A 21,360-nucleotide genomic window follows, 5' to 3' on the forward strand; every position below is an offset into this window, starting at 1 on the left:
AAGGTTCAGATCGTCCCGCCAAGCGAACCCTCGAGCGCGGCCAACTCCTGCCCGCCGGCCATCAGATCCTGCAATTCCAGCGCTGTTATCTCGCCCTTCTTCGCCGTGCCGAGCGTCTGTCCCCGGTTCAGCACCGTGAAGCGGTCGCCCACCGCCAGCGCGTGGCGGACATTGTGCGAGATGAACACCACGCCGACGCCTTGCGAGCGCACCCGGTCGATGGTGGCGAGCACGTTCGAGGTCTGGCGCACGCCCAACGCCGAAGTCGGCTCGTCGAGGATCAGCACCTTGGCCCCGAAATAGACGGCGCGGGCAATCGCCACGGTCTGCCGCTCGCCGCCCGAGAGTGTCCCCACCGCCTGATCGGGACGGCGCAGATTGATGCCCATGCGGCGCATCTCCGCCATGGTCACCTCATTGGCCTTCTCCACGTCGAAGCGCTTGAAAAGCCCCCTGCCCTTCACCGGCTCGCGCCCCATGAAGAAATTGCGCGCCACCGACATCAGCGGGATCATGGCAAGGTCCTGGAACACGGTGGCGATGCCCGCCTCCATGGCGTCACGCGGGCTGTCGAAGGACATTGGCCTGCCTTCGAAGGTGATCGTCCCCTCGGTCGGCTTGTGCACGCCCGACATGGTCTTGATGAAGGTCGACTTGCCCGCGCCATTGTCGCCCAGCAGGCAATGGCACTCGCCGGGGTGGACGTCGAAGGTGACGCCGTTCAGCGCGATGACATTGCCGAAATGCTTTCTGATGTTTTCCATGCGGATGATGGGTTGCATCTTTATTCCTTTCAGCGGGATTTTTGTCCGAAAACCGGGGGCCACTTTTCGGAAATCCCGCTAGCGCTCCCCCGTCACACGCTTGCGGATGACATTGTTGAAGATGACGGCGAGCAGCAGCATCGCGCCCAGAAACACCTGGAACCAATCCTGATCGAAGCGGGTATAGGTGAGGCCGATGGTGACCATCCCAAAGATGATCGCGCCGAAGAAAGCGCCGATGGCCGAGCCATAGCCGCCGGTGAGCAGGCAACCGCCGATGACCGCGGTGATGATCGCCTCGAACTCCTTCATGAAGCCACGGCGCGCATCGGTGGAACCGGCGTCGATGACAGTGATGATGGCGACCAGCGCCGCGGCCATGGCGGTGAGCATAAAGAGCGCGATCTTGACGCGGCGGACAGGCACGCCGGAATTCTGCGCGGCAAGGGCATCCCCGCCCGTGGCGAAGATCCAGTTGCCGAAGGGCGTGCGCAGCAGCACCCAGGTCGCGACAAGCGCAAACAGAACGAACCAGATGATCTCGACGGGAATGCCGGGCACTTTCGGCGCGCCGGACTTGAAGACATCGATCAGGCCCGCCTTGGCCAGCCATTCGAACAGGAACCCAAAGGCGTCGCCGGAAAAGATCGGCGTCAGGAAATCGCCCTCCACCGCCTCGCGCACGCCGCGCAATTGCGTCGCCCCGCCGGTGAAGATCTTGAGGCCGACCAGCGATGCGCCGCGCAGGACGAAAAGCCCCGCCAGCGTGACGATGAAGGATGGCAGGCCGGTGCGGATGACGATGAGCCCGTTCCCCGCGCCAAGCCCGGCGGCAAAGGCCATGGTCAGCGGGATGGCTAGGATGAGCGGCAGGCCCAGATTGACGGTGAAGACGCCGAAGATCATGCCGGCGAAGGCGACCATGGAACCGATGGAAAGATCGAACTCCCCGCCGATCATCAGGAGCGCGGCGGCGATGCCGAGAATGCCGAGCTGCGCCGCCGGCGTCATGATGTTCATGATGCCCGACAGCGTGAACATGCTGCGGTCGGCGGTCGCCAGGAAGAAAAGCGTGACGAGGATGACGCCCCCGATCGCGCCCAGCTCCGGCCGTTTCATGAGTTTGGAGACGGCGGATTCGGATGTAAGCCGCTCATCCGTCTTCGCCAGCGTGTCGGTGGGCATGGGTTTTACTCCCGTGAAGTTACTTTACGGAAACGTTGGCGGGGCAACACCCCCCTCTGTCCTGCCGGACATCTCCCCCACAAGGGGGAGATCGGCCTTCATAAACGTCGGCACCAATCGCAAACCTCTCAGGATGAGCGCGAAGCGTCGTGTCAGCCAATCTCCCTCCTTGTGGGGGAGATGCCCGGCAGGGCAGAGGGGGGTGCCTCGCGCCAAACCTGAATGTTATCGCCTTACCTTATCCCCTTCGCCGAAAGCTCGATCACCTTCCCCGCAGCCTCCTTCGTCACAAGGTTCGGCCCCGAAGGCACATCGCCGCCCGGGATCAGGCCGTATTCCGCATTGAGCGCCAGGAACGAAACCGGCAGATAGCCTTGCAGGAATTGCTGCTGGTCGATGGCGAAGGCGGCCTTGCCGTCGGCGACCTGCTGCAGGAAGCCTGCCGAGAGGTCGAAGGTGGCGATCAGCACATCGTCACGCCCGAGCGCCTGCGCGGCCTTCACCGCCGGTTCGCCCACCAGCGTGGCGTTGAGGCTGAGGACTGCATTCACATCCTTGTCGGACTCAAGCGCGGCGCGGACCTTGGACTCCACTTCCGCCGGGTCGTTGCCGGTCGGCAGCACCGTCACCGGATTGCCGAAGCCCTCCGTGAAACCGGCGCAGCGCTGGTCGAGCGAGACATTGCCGACTTCCTGATTGATGCAGATGCCCTTCTTGCCGCCCATTTCGGCGAGCTTCGCACCTGCCGCCTTGCCCGCGTCGAATTCCGACTGGCCGACATGCAGCTTCGCGCCGAGCTTGTGCGCGACATCGCCGCCCGAATTGATGGATATGACCGGGATGCCCGCCTCTACGGCGCGCTTGATCGACGGCCCGAGCGCATCGCCATCGGGGATCGAGACGACAAGGCCGTCCGGCTCCTGATTGACGGCGGCATCGATCAGCTGGCCCATCTTGACCATGTCGAAGGTTTCCGGCGCGCGGTATTCGACATTCGCGCCGGTATCCTTGCCCGCCTTATCGACGCCATTCTTGACCACCGACCAGAACGGATCATTTGCCTGCCCGTGGGTCACGACGATGATGTCAGTGGCGAGAGCGGGGGTGGCCGCCAGCATCGCGGCGGCGGCAATGCCTATGCATAGATTCTTCATGCTATCCCTCCCATTGGTTGGACGTCACCTCCTGACGCCCGTTTCATCCGGCCAAGCGGGACCGGCACCGAGTGCCACGCCAACACCTCCCCGTGTGGCAAAGCAATTTATAAAACTGGCGCGACCGGCTGGCCCGACTTCGCCGAAGCGGTCGCGGCCTCGGCCAACGCCAGTGCGGCGACGCCATCACGCAGCGTGACCGGAATTTCCGCGCCGTCGAGCGCAGCCCTGACGAAGGCATCCCATTCCGCCGCATAGGCGCGCATGTAGCGCTCCAGAAAGAACAGCTCAGGTTTTGCGCTGAGAACGCCCGCCTTCGTCGCCTTCGACAGGGTGTTTTCGAGCACGTTCTCCGCCGAGAGCAGGCCTTCCGAGCCGAGCAATTCGACGCGCTGGTCATAGCCATAGGCGGCGCGACGGCTGTTCCTGATCACCGCAATGCGGCCATCGGCATAGGCCATCGTCACCACCGCCGTATCGACATCATCAGCCGCTCCGATTTCAGGATCGACTATGGAGGAGCCCACGGCGTGGACGGATTTCGGCAAATCCTTCATCAGGAAATTCGCCATGTCGAAATCGTGAATCATCATGTCGCGGAACAGCCCGCCCGACACTTTCACATAGCTCACCGGGGGGGGAGCCGGGTCGAAGGAGGTGATGGAAAGCAGTTCCGGCTTGCCGATTTCCCCGGCGGCGACGGACGCCTGCATCAGCGCGAAATTCGGATCGAAGCGGCGGTTGAAGCCGATCATGACGGGAATACCGGTGGCGGAAGCCTTGGCGAGGCAGGCCCGCGCCCGATCGAGCGACAAATCCACCGGCTTTTCGCACAGCACCGCCTTGCCCGCCTCGGTGACGCGCTCGATCAGGTCCGAATGGGTGTCCGTCGAGGTGGCGATCAGCACGGCATTGATGGAGCTATCCGCCAGAATGTCGTCCGTGCCCATGGCCTTCGCCCCGTGAGCCTCCGCCAGAGACCGCGCGGCTTCCTCATTGACGTCCGACACGGCGGCAAGCTCGCTCCTCGGATGGCCCGCAATATTGACGGCATGCACACGGCCGATACGGCCTGCCCCAAGCAATCCTACTTTCAGCAAATTTTCCTCCCAGACGCGGGTTCCCAACCGCGATGGGAGTACTATTTCAATTTTTGCTCACGCGAGCAATAGGATTTTGCCCGCGCGTGCAAAATTTTCTGAAGCGCGGACGGAAATCGCTCTATAAGAAGCTAGGTGATGGAAATAGGGATCAGCGATGACCGACGAGAAGAAGGCGCAGTTTGCCGGGCATGTGACCGCCGATGATGTGGCGCTCGCCGCGGGCGTGTCGCGCTGGACGGTCAACCGCGCCTTCCGGAAAGACGCTTCGATCTCGAAGAAGAGCCTTGAAAAGGTGATGGAAGCGGCGGAGCAACTGGGCTATGTGCCGGATTTGCGCGCCGCCAGCCTCGCCTCCGACCGGTCCAATCTGGTGGCCCTGCTCATCGACGATTTCGCCAATCCGCACAAGCTCGTCATGATGGAGCGGCTGACCCGGATTCTCAGGCGCGAGGGCTGGGACATATTGCTCGTCAACACGCTCGACCGCGACGATGCGGGCCATGCGCTTCTCAACGCCAGCCAGCGGAGGGTGGACGCGGTGATTCTCATCGGCATCCAGTTCGACGACGAGGTGCTGGAGACGGCGCTCCATGCGCGGCGCTTTCGCAAGCTGATCATCTTCGCCCGCTCATCGCAGAACCCGAACACGATTTCCATCGCCGTGGACGACGTGCTGGCGGTCAAGGAGATGGCGAATTACGTCAATGCGCGCGGCTATCGCCGGCCAATGTTCCTGGCGGGGCCGCAGACCTATTCGGCGCATCTGCTACGCAAGGAAACCTTCGTCGATTATTGGCGCGAGCATTTCGGCACGGCGCCTGAAGTCGTCGGTGTTCCCGCCTATGATCCGGCGCTTGCCTCGCAGATCGTCATGGAAACGCTCGCCGGGCGGCCCACCACCGCGCTGCCGGATATTCTGGTGTGCGAAAACGACGCCCTTGCAATGGGCGCAATGGATATCCTGCGCCACAATCTGGGTCTGCGCATCCCCGAAGACATCGCCATAACAGGCTTCGACGACGTGCCCCAGGCCGCGAGCCCCAACTATCGCCTGACCACCTACCGCCAGCCGCTGACCGAAATGGCCGAATATCTGGTCCATGTGCTCCAGAGCCAGGAAACCGAAGATTTCGACCGGCTGTTCGCGGGGAAACTGGTGATCCGGGATAGCGCTTGACTATCCGTAAATCCACCGGTGTCGGCAGCCGCCACCGGATGTGGCTGGCCTCACCCACTTTCAATTCCCGCAATCCAAAATACATAAGGGGCTTGGAAGGTCGCATTTGCGCGGGTAAACATGCCCGCGACCCGTGACAGGCACGCAAAACCCATCCGGAAAACACTGTTTCCGCAAAAGCCGACTCCGAAAGCGACAGCGCAAGATATGACCTATGCCGTCAAAGAATTGTTCAAAACGCTCCAGGGAGAAGGCGCCCAGACGGGGCGGGCCGCCGTTTTCTGCCGGTTTGCCGGCTGCAATCTATGGTCCGGGCGGGAAGAGGACCGGCATAAGGCCATCTGCCAGTTCTGCGATACGGACTTCATCGGCACGGACGGCGAAGGCGGCGGAAAGTTCCAGGATGCAGCCGCGCTGGCGAGCGCCATCGCCGCCACCTGGGGCGATGCAGAGGCCAATCGGTATGTGGTGTTCACCGGCGGCGAGCCGCTCTTGCAGCTGGATAGCGCTCTCATCGATGCGGTGCATGCCGCAAAGTTTGAAATCGCAATCGAAACGAACGGCACCGTGGAGCCGCCCGATGGCATCGACTGGATCTGTGTCAGCCCGAAGGCCAGCGCTCCATTGAAGCTCAAATCGGGAAACGAGCTCAAGCTCGTCTACCCCCAGATGGGCCTGCTGCCTGACGATCTTCCTCCTGTCCATTTCGACCATTATTTTCTCCAGCCGATGGACGGACCGGACCGCATTACGAATACCGATGCGGCCATAGAATTCTGCCTTCTGAATCCGCGCTGGCGGCTCAGCCTGCAAACACACAAAATGATCGGAATCCCATGAAAATAACCCAGGCGTTCACCTTCGAGGCCGCGCATCGGCTGCCGAATGTTCCCCCGACGCACCGCTGCCATCGCATGCACGGCCATTCATACCGGGTCGAGCTTCAGCTCGAAGGGTCTGTCGATCCGAAAACCGGCTTCGTCATCGATTTTTTCGATGTGGAGAAGGTGTTCGGGCCGGTTCTGGCGCAGCTCGACCATCATACGCTCAACGATGTGCCGGGGCTGGAAAACCCGACAGCGGAGCATATCGCCGTCTGGATATGGAACAGGGTAAAGCCCCTTCTCCCCGAATTAAGCCTCGTCAAAATATTCGAAACACCGCTTTCCTGGGCGGAATATGACGGCAAATAAGCCGGGGAGCATTTGATATGGCGGCGACGGCACTGGTGTTGTTTTCGGGCGGGCAGGATTCCACGACTTGCCTGGCATGGGCGCTCGATCGGTATGAGCGGGTGGAAACGGTGGGGTTCGATTACGGCCAGAGGCACAGGATCGAGCTCGAATGCCGGGAAACCCTCCGGACAAAGCTGAGGGAAATGAATCCGGCGTGGGGAGCACGGCTGGGCGAGGATCATACGATTTCGCTCGCGGCGCTGGGCGAAATCTCCAACACCGCGCTGACCAGCGGGATGGCGATCGAGATGGCCGAGACGGGGCTTCCGAATACGTTCGTGCCGGGCCGCAATATCATTTTCCTGACCTTTGCCGCTGCGCTCGCCTATCGCCGGGGTCTGAAGCACATCGTCGGCGGAATGTGCGAGACCGACTATTCCGGCTATCCCGACTGCCGCGACGACACGATCAAGGCGCTGCAGGCGGCGCTCAATCTGGGCATGGAGACGCGCTTCGTGCTCGACACCCCGCTGATGTGGATCGACAAGGCGCAGACCTGGCAGCTTGCCCAAAACCTCGGCGGCGACGCCCTTGTCGACGTGATCGTGCGCGACACGCACACCTGCTATATGGGCGAGCGCGGCAATCTCAACGATTGGGGCTATGGCTGCGGCACCTGCCCTGCCTGCGACCTCCGGGCAAAGGGCTATCGCAAGTTCATCGCCGAAGCGGCGTGATCCACCGTCACGCTGGTCACTGCGCGAAGAAGGCAGCGGCCATGCCAAGGCCGACCAGCGTAATGAAGACGCGAAGCGCGTGCATGTTGGTGATGCGCCGCGCTACGAGCGCGCCGAGATAGCCCCCGATCGCGCAGGCCACGCCCAGGACGAGCGCCGATTTCCAGTCGATCAATCCGGCGACGGTATAGGTTATGACTGAAACCAGCGAGAGTATGCTTGAAAGCAGGTTTTTAAGGCCGTTCATCTCGTGGAGATTGGTGAAGCCGACAAAGCCGAAGGCGGCGAGCAGCATGATGCCGAGGCCGCCATTGAAATAACCGCCATAGATCGACACCGCGAGGAGCAGCGCCAGCGAGGCGGGAAGCGGAAGCCTACCGCCCTTCCCTACCACATGCCTGACCAATAAAGGCCCCGCCGCGAAAGCCACGGTCGCGAAGAGCAGCAGCCAAGGCACGAGGCTCACGAATATCTCTTTCGGCGTCACCAGCAAGAGAAGCGCGCCCATAAGCCCCCCGAGCACCGACAGGGCGATCATGGCGCGCAGGGAGACCGGGCCGTCCCTGCTGATGTCCTTGCGGAACCCCCAAGTGCTGCCGATATAGCCGGGAAGCGCGGCGAGCGTGGCCGTGGCATTGGCCGGGATGTGAGGCACGCCGACAAACACCAGCGCCGGAAATGAAAGAAACGTGCCGCCGCCCGCGACAGCGTTAAGCGCGCCCGCGCCGAGCCCGGCGAGCACGAGAATGACGAAATCCATGATGCCTCCTCCCAAGGCGAATAGCCCGATTTGATGGAATCAACCGGGCGTCCCTCCCCCCGCACTGTCTTATCCCAAAAGCCCTCAACGGAACAAACCGTTCCGCTCACCAGTTTCTTACATGCTGGACGGATGAACGGAGAGAATATGGCAAAGCGGAACAGTCAGTCGCCGTGGTTCTTGAACAGCGTCATCTACGGCATCGACATCAAGAAGTTCCAGGACAGCAATGGCGACGGTGTCGGCGACATCCGCGGCCTTTGCGACCGGCTGCCTTATCTCCACGATCTGGGCGTCGACTGCCTCTGGCTGCTTCCCTTCTTCGAAAGCCCGAGGGAAGACAATGGCTATGATGTCAGCAATTATTACGGCATCGACCCCGAGCTCGGCACGCTCGACGATTTCATCGAGCTGGTGCGCCGCGCCGGGGAGCTGGGCATAAAAATCGTCATAGACCTCATCGTCAACCATACTTCCCGCAAACATCCGTGGTTCGAAAGCGCCCGGCGGGACCCGCGCAGCCAGTTCAGGGATTATTATGTCTGGAGCGAGCACATACCGGATGTCGGCGCGAGCGAGACGTCGATCTTTCCCGGCGCCGACAACCCGCTTTGGACGTTCGACAAGGTCGCCAGCGCCTTTTATTTCCACAAATTCTACGCCTCCCAGCCCGAGCTCAACACCGCAAACCCTGATGTGAAGGCGGAAATCCGGCGCATCTGCGATTTCTGGCTTTCGCTTGGCGTTAGCGGCTTCCGGATCGACGCCCTGCCGCTGCTTCTTACCGATAATGGGAAGGAGCATGCCAATCCCGGCGACGGTCAGGCCTTCATGGAGGAACTCGCCGATTTCATCACCGGCCGGCTGCCCGAATGCCTGCTCCTGGGCGAGGCCAACGTTCAGCCGGACGAGATGCGCCAGTATTTCGGGAGCGGCAACCAGATCCCGCTACTGTTCAATTTCCGCTTAAGCTGCGGGATATTCGCCGCCATCGCCCGGCAAAACGCCGACCCGTTCGAGGAGATGCTCGCCGCCCTCCCCGAGCCGCCCGCCGGGTGCGGATGGGTGAACTTCCTGCGCAATTTCGACGATTTCGACCTGTCGCAAATACCGCAATCCATGCGCGACTTTCTGCTGGAAGCCTATGCACCCGAGGAGGAGATGGGCATTTTCGGGCGCGGCATCCGCCGTCGGCTGGCGCCGATGCTGGACGGCGACCGGCGGAAGATCGCCCTCGCCTTCAGCTGCATATTCTCGATGCGCGGCTCGCCGCTTTTCGTGGCCGGTGACGAGATCGGCCTGGGCGAAGACTTGACCGCCAACGGCCGGGACGCCGTGCGCCTGCCGATGGCGTGGGAGCCCGGCGGAAAGGCGGGCGGTTTTTCCACCGCGCCCGTCAAGGATCTGATCCAGCGGCCCTTAAGCTCCGGACCGTTTTCGTTTCACGAGGTAAATGTCGAAAACCAGCGCGCGGATGAAAAATCGCTGCTCAACGAGGTGCGCCGTCTCATCCGGCATCGCCGCGATCTCAAGCATTTCCGCGGCGGGCGCTTTGTGCAATTCGCGCCTGATAATGACGCGACCATGCTTCACGGCTTTCACGACGGCTCGTCGGTCCTCCTCATCGCCCATAATTTCTCCGGCAAGCCTGCGGAATTTTCCGCCGGCCTCACCGGCATCATCGCACCTCGCCTCGAAACCATATTGGGGGCGCAGGAGCGGCTTACCGTCGAGGGCGACCGGCTTACCATGAAGCTGCCGGCCCATGGCTATTGCTGGCTTTGCACCGAAGGGAGCCGCTGATGATCATCGGCTACCATGCCTCCCACGAACAATTCACCCCGCGGGATCTTGTGCATTATGCCCGACTCGCCGAGGCGAGCGGCTTCGATGCCGTCATGTCCTCGGACCATTTCGCGCCATGGAGCGAGGCCCAGGGCCAATCCGGCTTTGCCTTGAGCTGGCTCGGCGCGGCGATGCAGGCGACGACGACCATTCCCTTCGGACTCATCACCGTGCCCTGCGGCTGGCGCTATCACCCCGCCATCACCGCGCAGGCGGCGGCGACAATCTGCGATCTCTTCCCCACCCGCTTCCCATGGCTGGCGGTGGGCAGTGGGGAGAGGCTGAACGAACATGTGGTCGGCCAGGGCTGGCCGGCGAAGGCGGAGCGCAACGAGCGGCTCGTCGCGGCCGTTTCCATCATGCGGCGCTTGTGGAACGGCGAAACCGTGACGGAGGAGACGCCCATTCCGGTGGATGCCGCACGCCTTTTCACGCTGCCACCCAAACCGCCTGCTGTCATCGCCGGGGTGCTTTCCGCCGAGACTGCCCGCTGGGCCGGAGGCTGGGCGGACGGCCTCATAACGGTCAACCAGTGCCCTTCGAGCCTCCACGATATACTCAGCGCTTTCGACGAGGGCGGCGGGGCAGGCAAGCCGCGCTTTCTGCAACTCCACCTCTCATACGGCGCGACGCTGGAGGAGGCCAGCCTCCATGCGTTTCGCCAGTGGAAAAGCAACGCCATAAATGCCGACACGGCGGAGAATACGGGGCTTACCGAGGATTTCGACCGTCTTTCCGCCGATGTCTCGATCACGGAGCTGGAAAAGCACGTGCAGATATCCGCGAACCCGCGCCAACACGCCGACATGATCGCCGCCTATGCCGCGCTGGGTTTCGACGAGATCTACCTGCACAATGTGGGGACGAACCAGGCGGAGTTTATCGAGGTTTTTGGGAGAGATGTCCTACCGAAGCTGAGGTAAGGCGGGGCCGTCAAATTACTCCCACTCGATCGTGCCGGGAGGTTTCGAGGTCACATCATAGACGACGCGGTTGATGCCCTTGACTTCGTTGATGATGCGGGTGGCAGTGCGGGCGAGGAATTCCATGTCGAAATGGTAGAAATCCGCCGTCATGCCGTCCACGGAGGTCACCGCGCGCAGGGCGCAGACATATTCATAGGTGCGGCCGTCGCCCATCACGCCCACGGTCTGGACCGGGAGCAGCACGGCGAAGGCCTGCCAGATCACGTCGTAGAGCCCGGCCTTACGGATTTCGTCGAGATAGACTGCGTCGGCATTGCGTAGGATTTCCAGCTTTTCGCGGGTGATGCCGCCGGGGCAGCGGATGGCGAGGCCGGGGCCGGGGAACGGGTGGCGGCCGATGAAATGGTCGGGGAGGCCTAGCTCGCGGCCCAGCTCGCGCACTTCATCCTTGAAGAGCTCGCGCAGCGGCTCAACCAGCTTCATGTTCATGCGCTCGGGCAGGCCGCCGACATTGTGGTGCGACTTGATCGTCACCGAGGGGCCGCCGGTGAAGGAGACGGACTCGATCACGTCGGGATAGAGCGTGCCTTGCGCCAGGAAATCCGCGCCGCCGATCTTCTTCGCCTCTTCCTCGAACACTTCGATGAAAAGGCGTCCGATGGTCTTGCGCTTCTTCTCCGGGTCGGTCTCGCCTTCCAGCGCGCCGATGAACAGGTCCGAAGCATCCACATGCACCAGCGGGATGTTGTAATGCTCACGGAACATGGCGACCACTTCCTGCGCCTCGTTCTTGCGCATCAGGCCGTGGTCGACGAAAATGCAGGTGAGCTGGTCGCCGATGGCCTCGTGGATCAGCACGGCGGCGACGGAGGAATCGACCCCGCCCGAAAGGCCGCAGATGACCCGGCCCTTGCCGACCTGAGCGCGGATCGCCGCGATGGCCTGCTCGCGATAGGCGGCCATGGTCCAGTCGCCCTTGATGCCGGCGATGTTGTGAACGAAATTCTGCAGGAGCTTTGCGCCGTCGGGAGTGTGGACGACTTCCGGGTGGAACATGATGCCGTACATCTTGCGCGCTGGATTGCCGAATACGGCGAAGGGCGCACCTTCCGACTTGCCGAAAATCTCGAAACCATCAGGCAGCGAAACGACGCGGTCGCCATGGCTCATCCAAACCTGATGGCGTGTGCCTTCAGCCCAGACGCCTTCGAACAGTGGGCAGCTTTTTTCAATCTCGACAAAGGCGCGGCCGAACTCGCGATGGTCAGAGCTTTCTGCTACGCCGCCCATCTGGACGCACATGGTCATCTGCCCGTAGCAGATGCCCAGCACGGGAATGCCGGCCTCGAAGACGATCTGCGGCGCGCGTGGGCTGCCGATCTCGGTGGTGGAGGCAGGGCCGCCGGAGAGGATCACCGCCTTCGGCTTGATGCGGTGAAAGCCTTCCTCGGCGGACTGGAAGGGGACGATCTCGGAATAGACGCCGGCTTCGCGGACACGGCGGGCGATAAGCTGCGTGACCTGGCTGCCGAAATCGATGATGAGGACGGTGTCGGGGTGTGCTGTGGTGCTCATGCGCAGCGTCTAGAGAAAAAGGTCGCCGAATGCAATGGTCAAACGGGCCTTCCTGACAGGTGATGTCAGGAGGCGAGCGCTTCTTCAACAGGGTTGAGCAAGCCGTTCATTTTTAGCCGCATGATCTTGCCCGAAAAGTCTGCAACTTTTCGGGATCATGCTCCAGCGCCTCTTCCAGCCGGCCCACGGCGAGCGCCAGCTTCTCGTCGATGATGTGGAGATATTCCGTCCAGTCCTCGATGCGGCCGAGCTCCGCGACACCATCGGAAATGCCGCGCAGGCCGATGAGCGGCACATTAAAGCGCTGGCAGGCGCGCAGGACGGCGAAGGTTTCCATGTCGACCATATCGGCGTCGATGGCGTCATAGGCCGCGCCGGAAACGATGTTCGCGCCGGTGGAAAGCGTGGCTTGCGGGACGCCGGGGATGCGGTATGGCAGCGGCAGGATGGCGGGCAAGTCGAGGAACGGCGTCCGGCCCTTCTCGAAGCCCAGAGGCGAGGCGTCCATGTCGCGGTAGGAGACGTGGGTGGCCTGATACACCTCGGCCTGCTCTAGCGAGCGCGAACCAGCGGAACCGAGCGAGACGACGAGATCGGGCAGGCTGTTGTTTGCGGCGAGGCTGGTGAGGGTGGAGGACAGCACCACGGCGGCTTCCACAGGGCCGATGCCGGTCGTCAAGGGCTGGAACAGCTTGCGCAGATGCGGGCCATATTCCGGCTCGGCGGCCATGACGAAGAGGATTTTGCGGTTGGCGATGGGGGTGATCATGCTACTTCTCCTCGGCCACGTGGTGGAATGCCCCTCACCCTTACCCTCTCCCCGCAAGCGGGGCGAGGGGGACATGGATGTTGCGCCTCTTTTTATGCCAGGCGAAGGGTAGAAAAAAGTACTCCAACGACGGCGCCCCCCTCGCCCCGCTTGCGGGGAGAGGGTAAGGGTGAGGGGCTATTGGCGCTGCAACACGCTGATATAAAACCCGTCCGAAAATGTCCGCTCCGGCGAAAGCACCATGCCGTGATCGGGAAAGACAGGCGCAGCCTCATTTGCATCGGGCACGGCGGAATGCCAAAGTCTTGCCGCGTCGATCTCGCTATAGTCAGGGTTTTCACGCAGGAATGCCTCGATCTGGCGGTTATTCTCGGACGAAAACAGCGAACACGTGACGTAAACGAGCCGTCCGCCGGGCTTCACATAGCGCTTGGCGGCATCGAGCACTTCACGCTGCTCGGTTTCACGCCGTTCCAGCTGCTGCGGCGAGAGACGCCATTTCGCATCGGGCCGGCGACGCCAGGTGCCGGAGCCGGTGCAGGGCGCGTCGGTCAGCACGATGTCCATCTGGCCTTCGAGGGGCCCGAGATTTTCGGGATTGGCGTGGACCTGAGCGTTGCGGACGCCGGCGCGCTTCAGCCGGTCGAAGATCGGGGCAAGGCGTGGCTTCTCGGCGTCGAAGGCGTGGATCTGGCCGCGGTTTTCCATCATGGCCGCGAGAGCCAGCGTCTTGCCGCCCGCGCCCGCGCAATAATCGAGCACCTGCCGGCCCGGTTCCGCGCCCGAGACAAGCGCGGCGATCTGCGAACCCAGATCCTGCACCTCGAACCAGCCCTTCTGGAAGGCCGGCTCGGCCTGCACGTTCGGATGGCGGCCCAGCGCGCGCAGCGGCGGGATGCGGACCGCGCCTGACAGCAACGGCGCGGCTTCTGCTCCGGCCCGCGCCAGTTCCTTCAGCACCTTGTCGCGGCTTGCCTTCAGCGTGTTGACGCGCAGGTCCACCGGCGGCCGGGCGGCGAGTGCAGCCCCCTCCTCCACCCAGCCTTCGCCGAACAGCGCCTGCAAATGCTCGGCGCACCATTCCGGCACGTCGGCGCGGATATGGCCGGGCGCGGCGGCGAGATCGCGGCTTGCCCATGCGGCGAGGCGCGTTTCGTCGAGCGGCGCGGGGGCGAATTTGTCGTCTTTCAGTTCGGCGTCGACGGCCTCGGCGCTCATCTCGGCATCGGAAAGGAGTGCGCCATAGGCGATGTCGCGCGCATCGGCGCTGTCCATGCGCCAGGCGATGGATGATTTCCTGCGCAGCGCGTCGTAGACGATATTGCCGATGACCGCGCGGTCGCCCGCCCCGGCAAAGCGGTGCGATAGGCCCCAATCCTTCAGCGCATCGGAAGCCGGCCGCTTCCGCGTCTCGATATCATCAAGAATTTCAATCGCCGCCTGCAGGCGTCCGCCCAGCCGCATGTCATTTCCTTATGTTTGTTCTATACGCTTCGCATACGCTCCCCGGCGGATAAAAGAAAGCCGGGGCGCGAACCCCGGCTTCAACCATACAACAATAATGGAGGTTTACTCCGCCGCCACCGACTTTTCCTCGTTGGAAATTGCGGTCGCTTCGTAGCCGTGGGCTTCCTTCAGCGCGGCCCGCACGCCAGCCTCATAATCCGGATGCACCAGTTGAAAATGAGCCAGCTGACGCTCGACGATGTAGCCCGGCACGCCTTTCATCGCAGCGGCGATATTGGAAAAGAGGCGCGCCTTCTGTCCGGCGTCGAAAAGGTTGAAGAGCGCGCGCGGCTGCGAATAATCGTCGTTGCCGATGCGGTGGTTGTAGCGGTCGGCATCGCCGGAAATCCTGAGCGGCGGCTCCTGGACGGAGGGCTTTTCCGCCGCGCCTTCGAATGAGTTCGGCTCGTAATAGGCATCCTGGCTGCCGGTCTTCTGGCCGAAGAAATTCATCTGGCCATCCTTGTGATAATGGTGAACCGGGCAGCGCGGCGCGTTGACGGGCAGAGCCTCGTAATGGGTGCCAAGGCGATAGCGATGCGCGTCTGCATAGGAGAAAATGCGCGCCTGCAGCATCTTGTCGGGCGAGAAGCCTATGCCCGGCACGATATTTGACGGGGAGAAAGCCGCCTGCTCGATCTCCGCGAAATAGTTCTCCGGATTGCGGTTGAGTTCCAGCACGCCGATATCGACCGGCGGGTAGTCGGCATGGGGCCAGACCTTGGTCAGGTCGAAGGGGTTGTAGGGCGTCTTTTCGGCGTCGAGTTCCGGCATGATCTGCACCTGAACCTTCCATTTCGGGAATTCTCCGCTCTCGATGGCCCCGAACAGTTCCTCCTGATAGCTCTCACGCGTCTTGCCGATGACCTGCTCGGCTTCCTCATTGGTGTAGGTCTTGTGGCCCTGCAGCGTCTTGAAATGGAATTTTGCCCAGAAGCGCTCGCCCGCATCGTTCCAGAAGGAATAGGTGTGCGAGCCGTAGCCGTTCATGAACATCGGCGCGACCGGCAGGCCGCGGTCGGACATCAGGATGGTGACCTGGTGCAGGCTTTCGGGCGAGAGCGACCAGAAATCCCACATCGCGGTGGCGGAGCGCAGATTCGTCTTCGGATGCCGCTTCTGGGTGTGGATGAAATCGGGGAATTTCAGCGGGTCACGCACGAAGAAGACCGGCGTGTTGTTGCCGACCAGATCCCAATTGCCCTCCTCGGTGTAGAACTTGATGGCGAAGCCGCGCACGTCGCGCTCGGCATCTGCTGCGCCAAGCTCGCCCGCCACGGTGGAAAAGCGAAGGATGAGCGGCGTCTCCGCGCCCGGCTGCAAGGCCTTGGCGCGGGTAAATGCGGAGATGTCGCCAGTGATCTTCAGCGTGCCGTACGCGCCCCAGCCCTTGGCGTGGACGACACGCTCGGGGATGCGCTCGCGGTTCTGGTGGGCGAGCTTTTCGATCAGCTGATAGTCCTGCAGCAGTACCGGGCCGCGCTCGCCCGCTGTCAGCGAATTCTGATTGTCGGATACCGGCGCGCCTGCGGTCGTGGTCAATGTCGGACGGTCAGCCATGAAATGCTCCTCTGTTCCATGAAAACGATTGGTCGGGCCGGACAAACTGCCAGCGTCTCGTGCCGACAATATGGAATTATTCTAATTATAACTTCCAATTGAATTTGATGTGATTTCTGATAAGCAAATCCTATCATGTTCACCGTCAGGAAAATGCGCTATTTCGAAGCGCTGGCAACCACGCTGCACTTTCGCAAGGCGGCGGAGCTGGCGCATGTCTCGCAGCCCGCGCTCTCGGCGCAGATCGCTGAAATGGAGGAGATCGCGGGCGCGCAGCTCTTCGAGCGGACGCGCAAATCCGTGATGCTGACGGAGATGGGCCACAGGCTGCTGCCCCGTATTCGCAGCATCCTGGCGGAGATCCAGGCGCTGGAGGAAATCGCGGCGCAGCGGAACGGCGTGCTGCAAGGGCGCATCCGGCTCGGCATCATCCCCACCATCGCGCCCTATATGGTGCCGGTGCTGATCCCGCTTTTGCGCGAACGCTATCCGGCCCTGAAGATGGTGCTGAAGGAAGCCGTCACCTCCAGGCTGCTGGAGGATTTGCGCGCCGGGGACCTCGACACTGTCGTGGCGGCCCTGCCGGTTGAGGATGACCGGCTGATGGTCGAGCCTGTGTTCCAGGACCGGTTTCTCATCGCCACATCGGAGAACGATCACGACATTCTGTCGTCGCCCTTGACGCAGGAGAATGTGGCGGTGGAGCGGCTGTTGCTGCTGGAGGAAGGCCATTGCCTGCGCGAGCAGGCGCTGGCGGTGTGCTCGGCGACGAAGACAAGGCAATTGGTGAACTATGGCGCAACCAGCATGGCGACGCTGCTGCAAATGGTGAGCCACGGCATGGGCTTGACGCTGATCCCCGAAATCGCCGTGCGGGCCGAGGCGTCACGGATGAAGATTCGCATCGTGCCGTTTGCAGGAAGCGAGCCGAAACGAGAGATCGGGCTCATCTGGCGAAGGCAGAGCGAGCGGCAGGAGGATTTCCGCGCGCTCGCGGGATGTGTGGGGGAGAGTGCGGGGGTGCTGAAGTTGGGGGAGAAGGAGATGGCGGGATCCGCGTTTTAGAGCCATTCATGCTTTGGTGGAATCAGCGCCTAGCGCCCTCGTGGTTCGAGGCGAATTCCGCTGCGCTCCATTCACACCTCACCATGAGGGCTACTGAGCGCCGGCGCCCCTTCACCCTCATCCTGAGGTGCTCGCGTAGCGAGCCTCGAAGGGCGAGGTGAAGGGGTGCCGGCGCTCAAGGAGCCTATGCTGGAAGAGGAACGACATTTCAGTAACCCTCATGGTGAGGTGCGAGCCGGACCCGAACCGGGAGCTTGTCGAACGGTTCGGGTTCGGGGAGCCTCGAACCACGAGGGCGCTTGGCGCCTTATTTATCAGCCCCGCAACAGCCACATCGCCAACCACACCCACAACAGCGCATTGATCACGATCCCGGCGATGAACAGCGGACGGCGCAGCCGCAGATCGTTCGAGGTGACATGCACGCCCGCATGCAGGATGCGGCTGATGACGAAGGCCCAGGCGAGAAGAACGGCGATGAGCGTCGCGCCGTTCAGCACATAGAGCGACAGGCAGACCACATAGAACAGCACCGGCAATTCGAACTGATTTGCCAGATTGCGAATGGCCGTGGCGCTGGGGGCCGGTTCGGTGAAGGGCAGCTTGAAGTCCCCTGCCCGCGCAACGCCGGTCTTGACGGCTTTGACGCGGCGGATGGAGGTGGTGAAATAGATGGCGTAGATCAGCGCCGTCTGCACGATCATCGGCCAGAAGATGGCGGTTTGGGACATGGTTTGGTTTCTCCCCCTCGTTGCGTTGTTGGCTTTACTGCGGAAATGCTGGCGGGACAGTAACCCCCTCTGCCCTGTCGGGCATCTCCCCCACAAGGGGGGAGATTGGCCTTCATTGATGGCGGCATTTATTCTGCAAGGTTGGCGATGAGAAGGTTAGCGATTAGCGAAACCAGCCCTCACAGCCAATCTCCCCCCTTGTGGGGGAGATGTCCGGCAGGACAGAGGGGGGTTGCTGTCCCGCCAGCCGTTCTATCGTTTATCGCCCGCCTTACGCATTCCCCGGATAATTCGGGCTTTCGCGCGTGATCGTCACGTCATGCGTGTGGCTTTCTCTCAGGCCCGCATTGGTGATGCGCACGAAGGTTGCCTTTTCGCGGAATTCCTGCAAGTTCTTCGCGCCGACATAGCCCATGGAGGCCCGCAACCCTCCCGCCAGCTGATGCAGCACGCCGGCGACCGGGCCCTTATAGGCGACCTGGCCCTCGATGCCCTCGGGAACCAGCTTCAGCTCGTCGCGCACCTCCGCCTGGAAATAGCGGTCCGCCGAGCCGCGCGCCATGGCGCCGACCGAGCCCATGCCGCGATAGGCCTTGAAGGAGCGGCCTTGGTGCAGATAGACCTCGCCGGGGCTTTCCTCGGTGCCGGCGAGCAGCGAGCCCGCCATGGCGGCGGAAGCGCCTGCTGCCAGCGCCTTGGCGAAATCGCCGGAGAACTTGATGCCGCCATCGGCGATGACGGGCACGCCGAATTTATGCGCGGCCTCCACCGCCGACATGATGGCCGACAGTTGCGGCACACCGACGCCCGCGACGATGCGCGTCGTGCAGATGGAGCCCGGCCCGATGCCGACCTTGACCGCATCGGCGCCCGCGTCGATCAGGGCGCGCGTGCCTTCCGCCGTCGCCACATTGCCGGCGATGATGCGCACGGCATTGGAAAGCTTCTTTGCCCGCGTCACGGCGTCGAGCACGCGCTGCGAATGGCCATGGGCGGTGTCGATGACGAGGACGTCGACACCCGCATCGATCAGCCGCTCGGCGCGCTCGAAGCCGTCATCGCCGACGCTCGATGCCGCCGCGACGCGCAGACGGCCCTGCGCGTCCTTGGCCGCGTTGGGGTTCAGCTGCGACTTCTCGATGTCCTTGACGGTGATGAGCCCGACGCAGCGGCCTTCATCGTCCACGACCAGCAGCTTCTCGATGCGGTGCTGGTGAAGCAGGCGCTTGGCTTCTTCCTGCTCGACATTCTCCCGCACGGTAATCAGCTTCTCGCGCGTCATCAACTCGTGGATCTTCTGCTTCGGGTCGGAAGCGAAGCGCACATCGCGATTGGTGAGGATGCCGACGAGGCGGCCGGGGCGGTTGGCGCTGCCTTCCACCACGGGAATGCCGGAGATGCGATGGGCGCGCATCAGCGCCTGCGCCTCGGCCAGCGTCGCGTCGGGGCCGATGGTGACCGGATTGACGACCATGCCGGATTCGAATTTCTTGACTTGCCGCACTTCCTCGGCCTGCCGCTCGGGCGAGAGATTGCGATGAATGACGCCGATACCGCCCGCCTGCGCCATGGCGATGGCAAGGCGCGATTCCGTGACGGTGTCCATGGCGGCGGAGAGGAGCGGCAGGTTCAACTCGATATCCGGCGCGATCATGGTGCGGATATCGGTCTGCCCCGGCATCACCTCGGAATGGCCGGGCTGCAAGAGCACGTCATCGAAAGTGAGAGCGAGGGCTCCGGTGGAGGATTCAATGATGCGTGACATGCCAATTCCTCTTTAAATGAAGAAAACGCCGCACCCTGCGCGGGGCGACGAGTTCGTTATGCATCCTTTGGATTGGCACGGGCTGGTAACATGGATATGTCCAGATGGGAAGGGCCGAAAACACAATATATTGTTTTCATTCACCTCATCCGTGTTAAACCGGACGTAGAAACAAGGACTTGAAGCAAGGAATCCGATTGTGCATCCCGCCTATAGACGTGTGCTCAGACGTTCCCATGTCATCTGGACGCCCCGGTTGTGGAAACCCCGGCTGGTGTTCTGGGCGGGCGCGCTGGCGATCGGCTGCATCAGCGTCGCCTTCGCCTATGCGGCGGATCAGGCGCAGAAGCTGTTCCAGGGCCTCACCGCCGGAGGCGGCTGGCATGAATGGCTGCCATTGATCATCACGCCTGTCGGGTTCGTGTTCTGCGCCTTCATGGCCCATCGCTATTTTCCCAATTCCGAGGGCAGCGGCATTCCGCAGGCCATCGCCGCGCGGCATCTGACCCATGACGAGGACCGCGAGGGGCTGCTCTCGCTGCGCATGACGCTGGGCAAGATTTTCCTCACCATCGTCGGGCTTTTTTCCGGCGCATCCATCGGCCGCGAGGGGCCGACCGTGCAGGTGGGCGCGTCGATCATGCTGCTTTCGGCCAAGATCGGCGGGATGGAGCAGGCGCGCGGGCTGATTCTCGCCGGTTCGGCCGCGGGCATCGCGGCGGCGTTCAACGCGCCGCTGGCGGGCATCGTCTTCGCCATCGAGGAAATGGGCCGGGCCTATGCCGCACGCACCAACGGGCTGGTGGTTTCCGCCGTCATCCTCGCCGGCCTCGCCTCGCTGGGGTTGGTGGGCAACTACACCTATTTCGGCACCACCAGCGTGACGACCTCAGGCGGCGAGGATTGGGCGCTGGTGTTCGTGTGCGGAGCCGTCGGCGGACTGGTCGGGGCGATCTTCAGCGCCGCCGTGCTTTATGCGGCGCGGCGCATCAAGCGGCTGGTCCAGCCATGGCCGCTCGGGCGCATCATGATGATCGCCGCTGCCTGCGGCCTCGCCGTGGCGCTGATCGGGGTCCTCTCTGATGGCGAAACCTTCGGCACCGGGTACACGCAGGCCAGAAGCGCCATCGAAGGGTCTTCCCTGCCGCCGCTCTTCTTCCTCGGCAAGTTCCTTGCGGGCCTGCTTTCGACGATCTCGGGCATTCCCGGCGGCATCTTCGCGCCCTCGCTGGCGGTCGGGGCGGGTCTTGGCTCGTCGCTCGGACTCCTCTTCGGCGCCAATGCCAGCCTTGCCGCCGTGCTCGGCATGGCCGGCTATTTTGCGGGCGTGGTGCAGGCGCCGATGACCGCCTTCGTCATCATCCTCGAAATGACGGGCAACCACAACAATGTCATCCCGCTGATGTGCGCCTCGATGATCGGCTATGGCGCGGCCCGGCTCATCTCGCACGAGCCACTCTATCATGGCCTGTCACGGGGCTATCTGGCGGATGCGCTGCGGAAAAGGCGGGCGCGGGAGAAGGAACGGGAAGCGGCGGCAGGGCTGTAGAAGTTCGCACCCTC

The 21,360-nt window shown here is 62.7% G+C and carries 19 protein-coding genes; 8 read left to right on the plus strand and 11 right to left on the minus strand.

The window, feature by feature from the left end; genetic code table 11:
- Nucleotides 1-5: 5 nt before the first annotated feature.
- The 4 genes from IEX53_RS00565 to iolG all read right to left on the minus strand — a co-directional run bounded on the left by IEX53_RS00565 (nucleotide 6) and on the right by iolG (nucleotide 4,203).
- A complete protein-coding gene (locus IEX53_RS00565) occupies nucleotides 6-782 on the minus strand; it encodes an ATP-binding cassette domain-containing protein (protein ID WP_188820404.1) in 777 nt (258 codons plus the stop codon).
- Nucleotides 783-842: 60 nt separating this feature from the next.
- Nucleotides 843-1,949 (minus strand): ABC transporter permease, encoded by a 1,107-nt coding sequence (locus tag IEX53_RS00570; RefSeq protein WP_188820406.1) that lies wholly within the window; start codon nucleotides 1,947-1,949, stop codon nucleotides 843-845.
- A gap of 233 nt (nucleotides 1,950-2,182) precedes the next feature.
- Nucleotides 2,183-3,103, minus strand: coding sequence for a sugar ABC transporter substrate-binding protein (locus tag IEX53_RS00575; protein WP_188820408.1), 921 nt, complete (start codon nucleotides 3,101-3,103; stop codon nucleotides 2,183-2,185).
- Nucleotides 3,104-3,210: 107 nt separating this feature from the next.
- The gene (iolG, locus tag IEX53_RS00580) at nucleotides 3,211-4,203 is read right to left on the minus strand and encodes an inositol 2-dehydrogenase (protein ID WP_188820410.1); all 993 of its coding nucleotides are present in this window, start codon (nucleotides 4,201-4,203) and stop codon (nucleotides 3,211-3,213) included.
- Nucleotides 4,204-4,360: 157 nt separating this feature from the next.
- Between iolG and IEX53_RS00585 the strand changes: the two genes are divergently transcribed.
- The 4 genes from IEX53_RS00585 to queC all read left to right on the plus strand — a co-directional run bounded on the left by IEX53_RS00585 (nucleotide 4,361) and on the right by queC (nucleotide 7,295).
- Nucleotides 4,361-5,383 (plus strand): LacI family DNA-binding transcriptional regulator, encoded by a 1,023-nt coding sequence (locus IEX53_RS00585; protein ID WP_188820412.1) that lies wholly within the window; start codon nucleotides 4,361-4,363, stop codon nucleotides 5,381-5,383.
- A gap of 207 nt (nucleotides 5,384-5,590) precedes the next feature.
- A complete protein-coding gene (gene queE / locus IEX53_RS00590; protein WP_188820414.1) occupies nucleotides 5,591-6,223 on the plus strand; it encodes a 7-carboxy-7-deazaguanine synthase in 633 nt (210 codons plus the stop codon).
- On the plus strand, nucleotides 6,220-6,576 hold the full coding sequence (queD, locus tag IEX53_RS00595; RefSeq protein ID WP_188820417.1) for a 6-carboxytetrahydropterin synthase QueD: 357 nt from the start codon (nucleotides 6,220-6,222) through the stop codon (nucleotides 6,574-6,576). Before queE ends, queD begins: the two co-directional genes overlap by 4 nt.
- 17 nt (nucleotides 6,577-6,593) lie before the next feature.
- A complete protein-coding gene (gene queC / locus IEX53_RS00600; protein WP_188820419.1) occupies nucleotides 6,594-7,295 on the plus strand; it encodes a 7-cyano-7-deazaguanine synthase QueC in 702 nt (233 codons plus the stop codon).
- Between the two features lie 16 nt (nucleotides 7,296-7,311).
- On the opposite strand, the gene IEX53_RS00605 is transcribed toward queC, so the two are convergent.
- Complete coding sequence (locus IEX53_RS00605) at nucleotides 7,312-8,055, minus strand: sulfite exporter TauE/SafE family protein (RefSeq protein WP_236015976.1); 744 nt, start codon at nucleotides 8,053-8,055, stop codon at nucleotides 7,312-7,314.
- Between the two features lie 147 nt (nucleotides 8,056-8,202).
- On the opposite strand from IEX53_RS00605, the gene IEX53_RS00610 reads away from it, so the two are divergent.
- On the plus strand, nucleotides 8,203-9,858 hold the full coding sequence (locus tag IEX53_RS00610; RefSeq protein WP_188820422.1) for an alpha-amylase family protein: 1,656 nt from the start codon (nucleotides 8,203-8,205) through the stop codon (nucleotides 9,856-9,858).
- Nucleotides 9,855-10,823 (plus strand): TIGR03885 family FMN-dependent LLM class oxidoreductase, encoded by a 969-nt coding sequence (locus tag IEX53_RS00615; RefSeq protein WP_188821067.1) that lies wholly within the window; start codon nucleotides 9,855-9,857, stop codon nucleotides 10,821-10,823. The genes IEX53_RS00610 and IEX53_RS00615 overlap by 4 nt, the downstream gene beginning before the upstream one ends.
- 15 nt (nucleotides 10,824-10,838) lie before the next feature.
- On the opposite strand, the gene guaA is transcribed toward IEX53_RS00615, so the two are convergent.
- The 4 genes from guaA to katA all read right to left on the minus strand — a co-directional run bounded on the left by guaA (nucleotide 10,839) and on the right by katA (nucleotide 16,236).
- Nucleotides 10,839-12,401 carry a glutamine-hydrolyzing GMP synthase gene (guaA, locus tag IEX53_RS00620; RefSeq protein ID WP_188820423.1) on the minus strand — a complete coding sequence of 521 codons (1,563 nt, stop codon included), beginning with the start codon at nucleotides 12,399-12,401 and terminating at the stop codon, nucleotides 10,839-10,841.
- Between the two features lie 112 nt (nucleotides 12,402-12,513).
- A complete protein-coding gene (locus tag IEX53_RS00625) occupies nucleotides 12,514-13,170 on the minus strand; it encodes a 5'-methylthioadenosine/S-adenosylhomocysteine nucleosidase (protein WP_188820425.1) in 657 nt (218 codons plus the stop codon).
- Nucleotides 13,171-13,347: 177 nt separating this feature from the next.
- Nucleotides 13,348-14,634, minus strand: coding sequence for an RsmB/NOP family class I SAM-dependent RNA methyltransferase (locus IEX53_RS00630; RefSeq protein WP_188820427.1), 1,287 nt, complete (start codon nucleotides 14,632-14,634; stop codon nucleotides 13,348-13,350).
- A gap of 105 nt (nucleotides 14,635-14,739) precedes the next feature.
- On the minus strand, nucleotides 14,740-16,236 hold the full coding sequence (katA, locus tag IEX53_RS00635) for a catalase KatA (protein ID WP_188820429.1): 1,497 nt from the start codon (nucleotides 16,234-16,236) through the stop codon (nucleotides 14,740-14,742).
- Between the two features lie 135 nt (nucleotides 16,237-16,371).
- On the opposite strand from katA, the gene IEX53_RS00640 reads away from it, so the two are divergent.
- Nucleotides 16,372-17,301, plus strand: a complete 930-nt coding sequence (locus IEX53_RS00640; protein WP_188820431.1) for a hydrogen peroxide-inducible genes activator — start codon at nucleotides 16,372-16,374, stop codon at nucleotides 17,299-17,301.
- 314 nt (nucleotides 17,302-17,615) lie between these two features.
- Here the strand turns inward: IEX53_RS00640 and IEX53_RS00645 are convergent, their stop codons facing one another.
- Together IEX53_RS00645 and guaB are read right to left on the minus strand one after the other, a co-directional pair.
- Nucleotides 17,616-18,032, minus strand: a complete 417-nt coding sequence (locus IEX53_RS00645; protein WP_188820434.1) for an MAPEG family protein — start codon at nucleotides 18,030-18,032, stop codon at nucleotides 17,616-17,618.
- Between the two features lie 271 nt (nucleotides 18,033-18,303).
- Entirely contained in the window at nucleotides 18,304-19,797 is a 1,494-nt protein-coding gene (gene guaB, locus IEX53_RS00650; RefSeq protein ID WP_188820436.1) for an IMP dehydrogenase, read from the minus strand.
- A 199-nt stretch (nucleotides 19,798-19,996) separates the two neighbouring features.
- Between guaB and IEX53_RS00655 the strand changes: the two genes are divergently transcribed.
- A complete protein-coding gene (locus IEX53_RS00655; RefSeq protein ID WP_188820438.1) occupies nucleotides 19,997-21,346 on the plus strand; it encodes a chloride channel protein in 1,350 nt (449 codons plus the stop codon).
- Nucleotides 21,347-21,360: the final 14 nt, after the last annotated feature.

This window comes from Paramesorhizobium endophyticum (assembly GCF_014640615.1).
Taxonomy (GTDB): Bacteria; Pseudomonadota; Alphaproteobacteria; order Rhizobiales; family Rhizobiaceae; genus Paramesorhizobium; species Paramesorhizobium endophyticum.

Bases quoted from the DNA above. Each gene is read 5' to 3' on its own strand.
- IEX53_RS00570 (WP_188820406.1), bottom strand. From the start codon at position 1,949: ATGCCCACCGACACGCTGGCGAAGACGGATGAGCGGCTTACATCCGAA.
- queE (WP_188820414.1), top strand. From the start codon at position 5,591: ATGACCTATGCCGTCAAAGAATTGTTCAAAACGCTCCAGGGAGAAGGC.
- IEX53_RS00575 (WP_188820408.1), bottom strand. From the start codon at position 3,103: ATGAAGAATCTATGCATAGGCATTGCCGCCGCCGCGATGCTGGCGGCC.
- guaA (WP_188820423.1), bottom strand. From the start codon at position 12,401: ATGAGCACCACAGCACACCCCGACACCGTCCTCATCATCGATTTCGGC.
- guaB (WP_188820436.1), bottom strand. From the start codon at position 19,797: ATGTCACGCATCATTGAATCCTCCACCGGAGCCCTCGCTCTCACTTTC.
- queC (WP_188820419.1), top strand. From the start codon at position 6,594: ATGGCGGCGACGGCACTGGTGTTGTTTTCGGGCGGGCAGGATTCCACG.
- IEX53_RS00605 (WP_236015976.1), bottom strand. From the start codon at position 8,055: ATGGATTTCGTCATTCTCGTGCTCGCCGGGCTCGGCGCGGGCGCGCTT.
- queD (WP_188820417.1), top strand. From the start codon at position 6,220: ATGAAAATAACCCAGGCGTTCACCTTCGAGGCCGCGCATCGGCTGCCG.
- katA (WP_188820429.1), bottom strand. From the start codon at position 16,236: ATGGCTGACCGTCCGACATTGACCACGACCGCAGGCGCGCCGGTATCC.
- IEX53_RS00565 (WP_188820404.1), bottom strand. From the start codon at position 782: ATGCAACCCATCATCCGCATGGAAAACATCAGAAAGCATTTCGGCAAT.
- IEX53_RS00630 (WP_188820427.1), bottom strand. From the start codon at position 14,634: ATGCGGCTGGGCGGACGCCTGCAGGCGGCGATTGAAATTCTTGATGAT.
- IEX53_RS00625 (WP_188820425.1), bottom strand. From the start codon at position 13,170: ATGATCACCCCCATCGCCAACCGCAAAATCCTCTTCGTCATGGCCGCC.
- IEX53_RS00610 (WP_188820422.1), top strand. From the start codon at position 8,203: ATGGCAAAGCGGAACAGTCAGTCGCCGTGGTTCTTGAACAGCGTCATC.
- IEX53_RS00645 (WP_188820434.1), bottom strand. From the start codon at position 18,032: ATGTCCCAAACCGCCATCTTCTGGCCGATGATCGTGCAGACGGCGCTG.
- IEX53_RS00640 (WP_188820431.1), top strand. From the start codon at position 16,372: ATGTTCACCGTCAGGAAAATGCGCTATTTCGAAGCGCTGGCAACCACG.
- IEX53_RS00585 (WP_188820412.1), top strand. From the start codon at position 4,361: ATGACCGACGAGAAGAAGGCGCAGTTTGCCGGGCATGTGACCGCCGAT.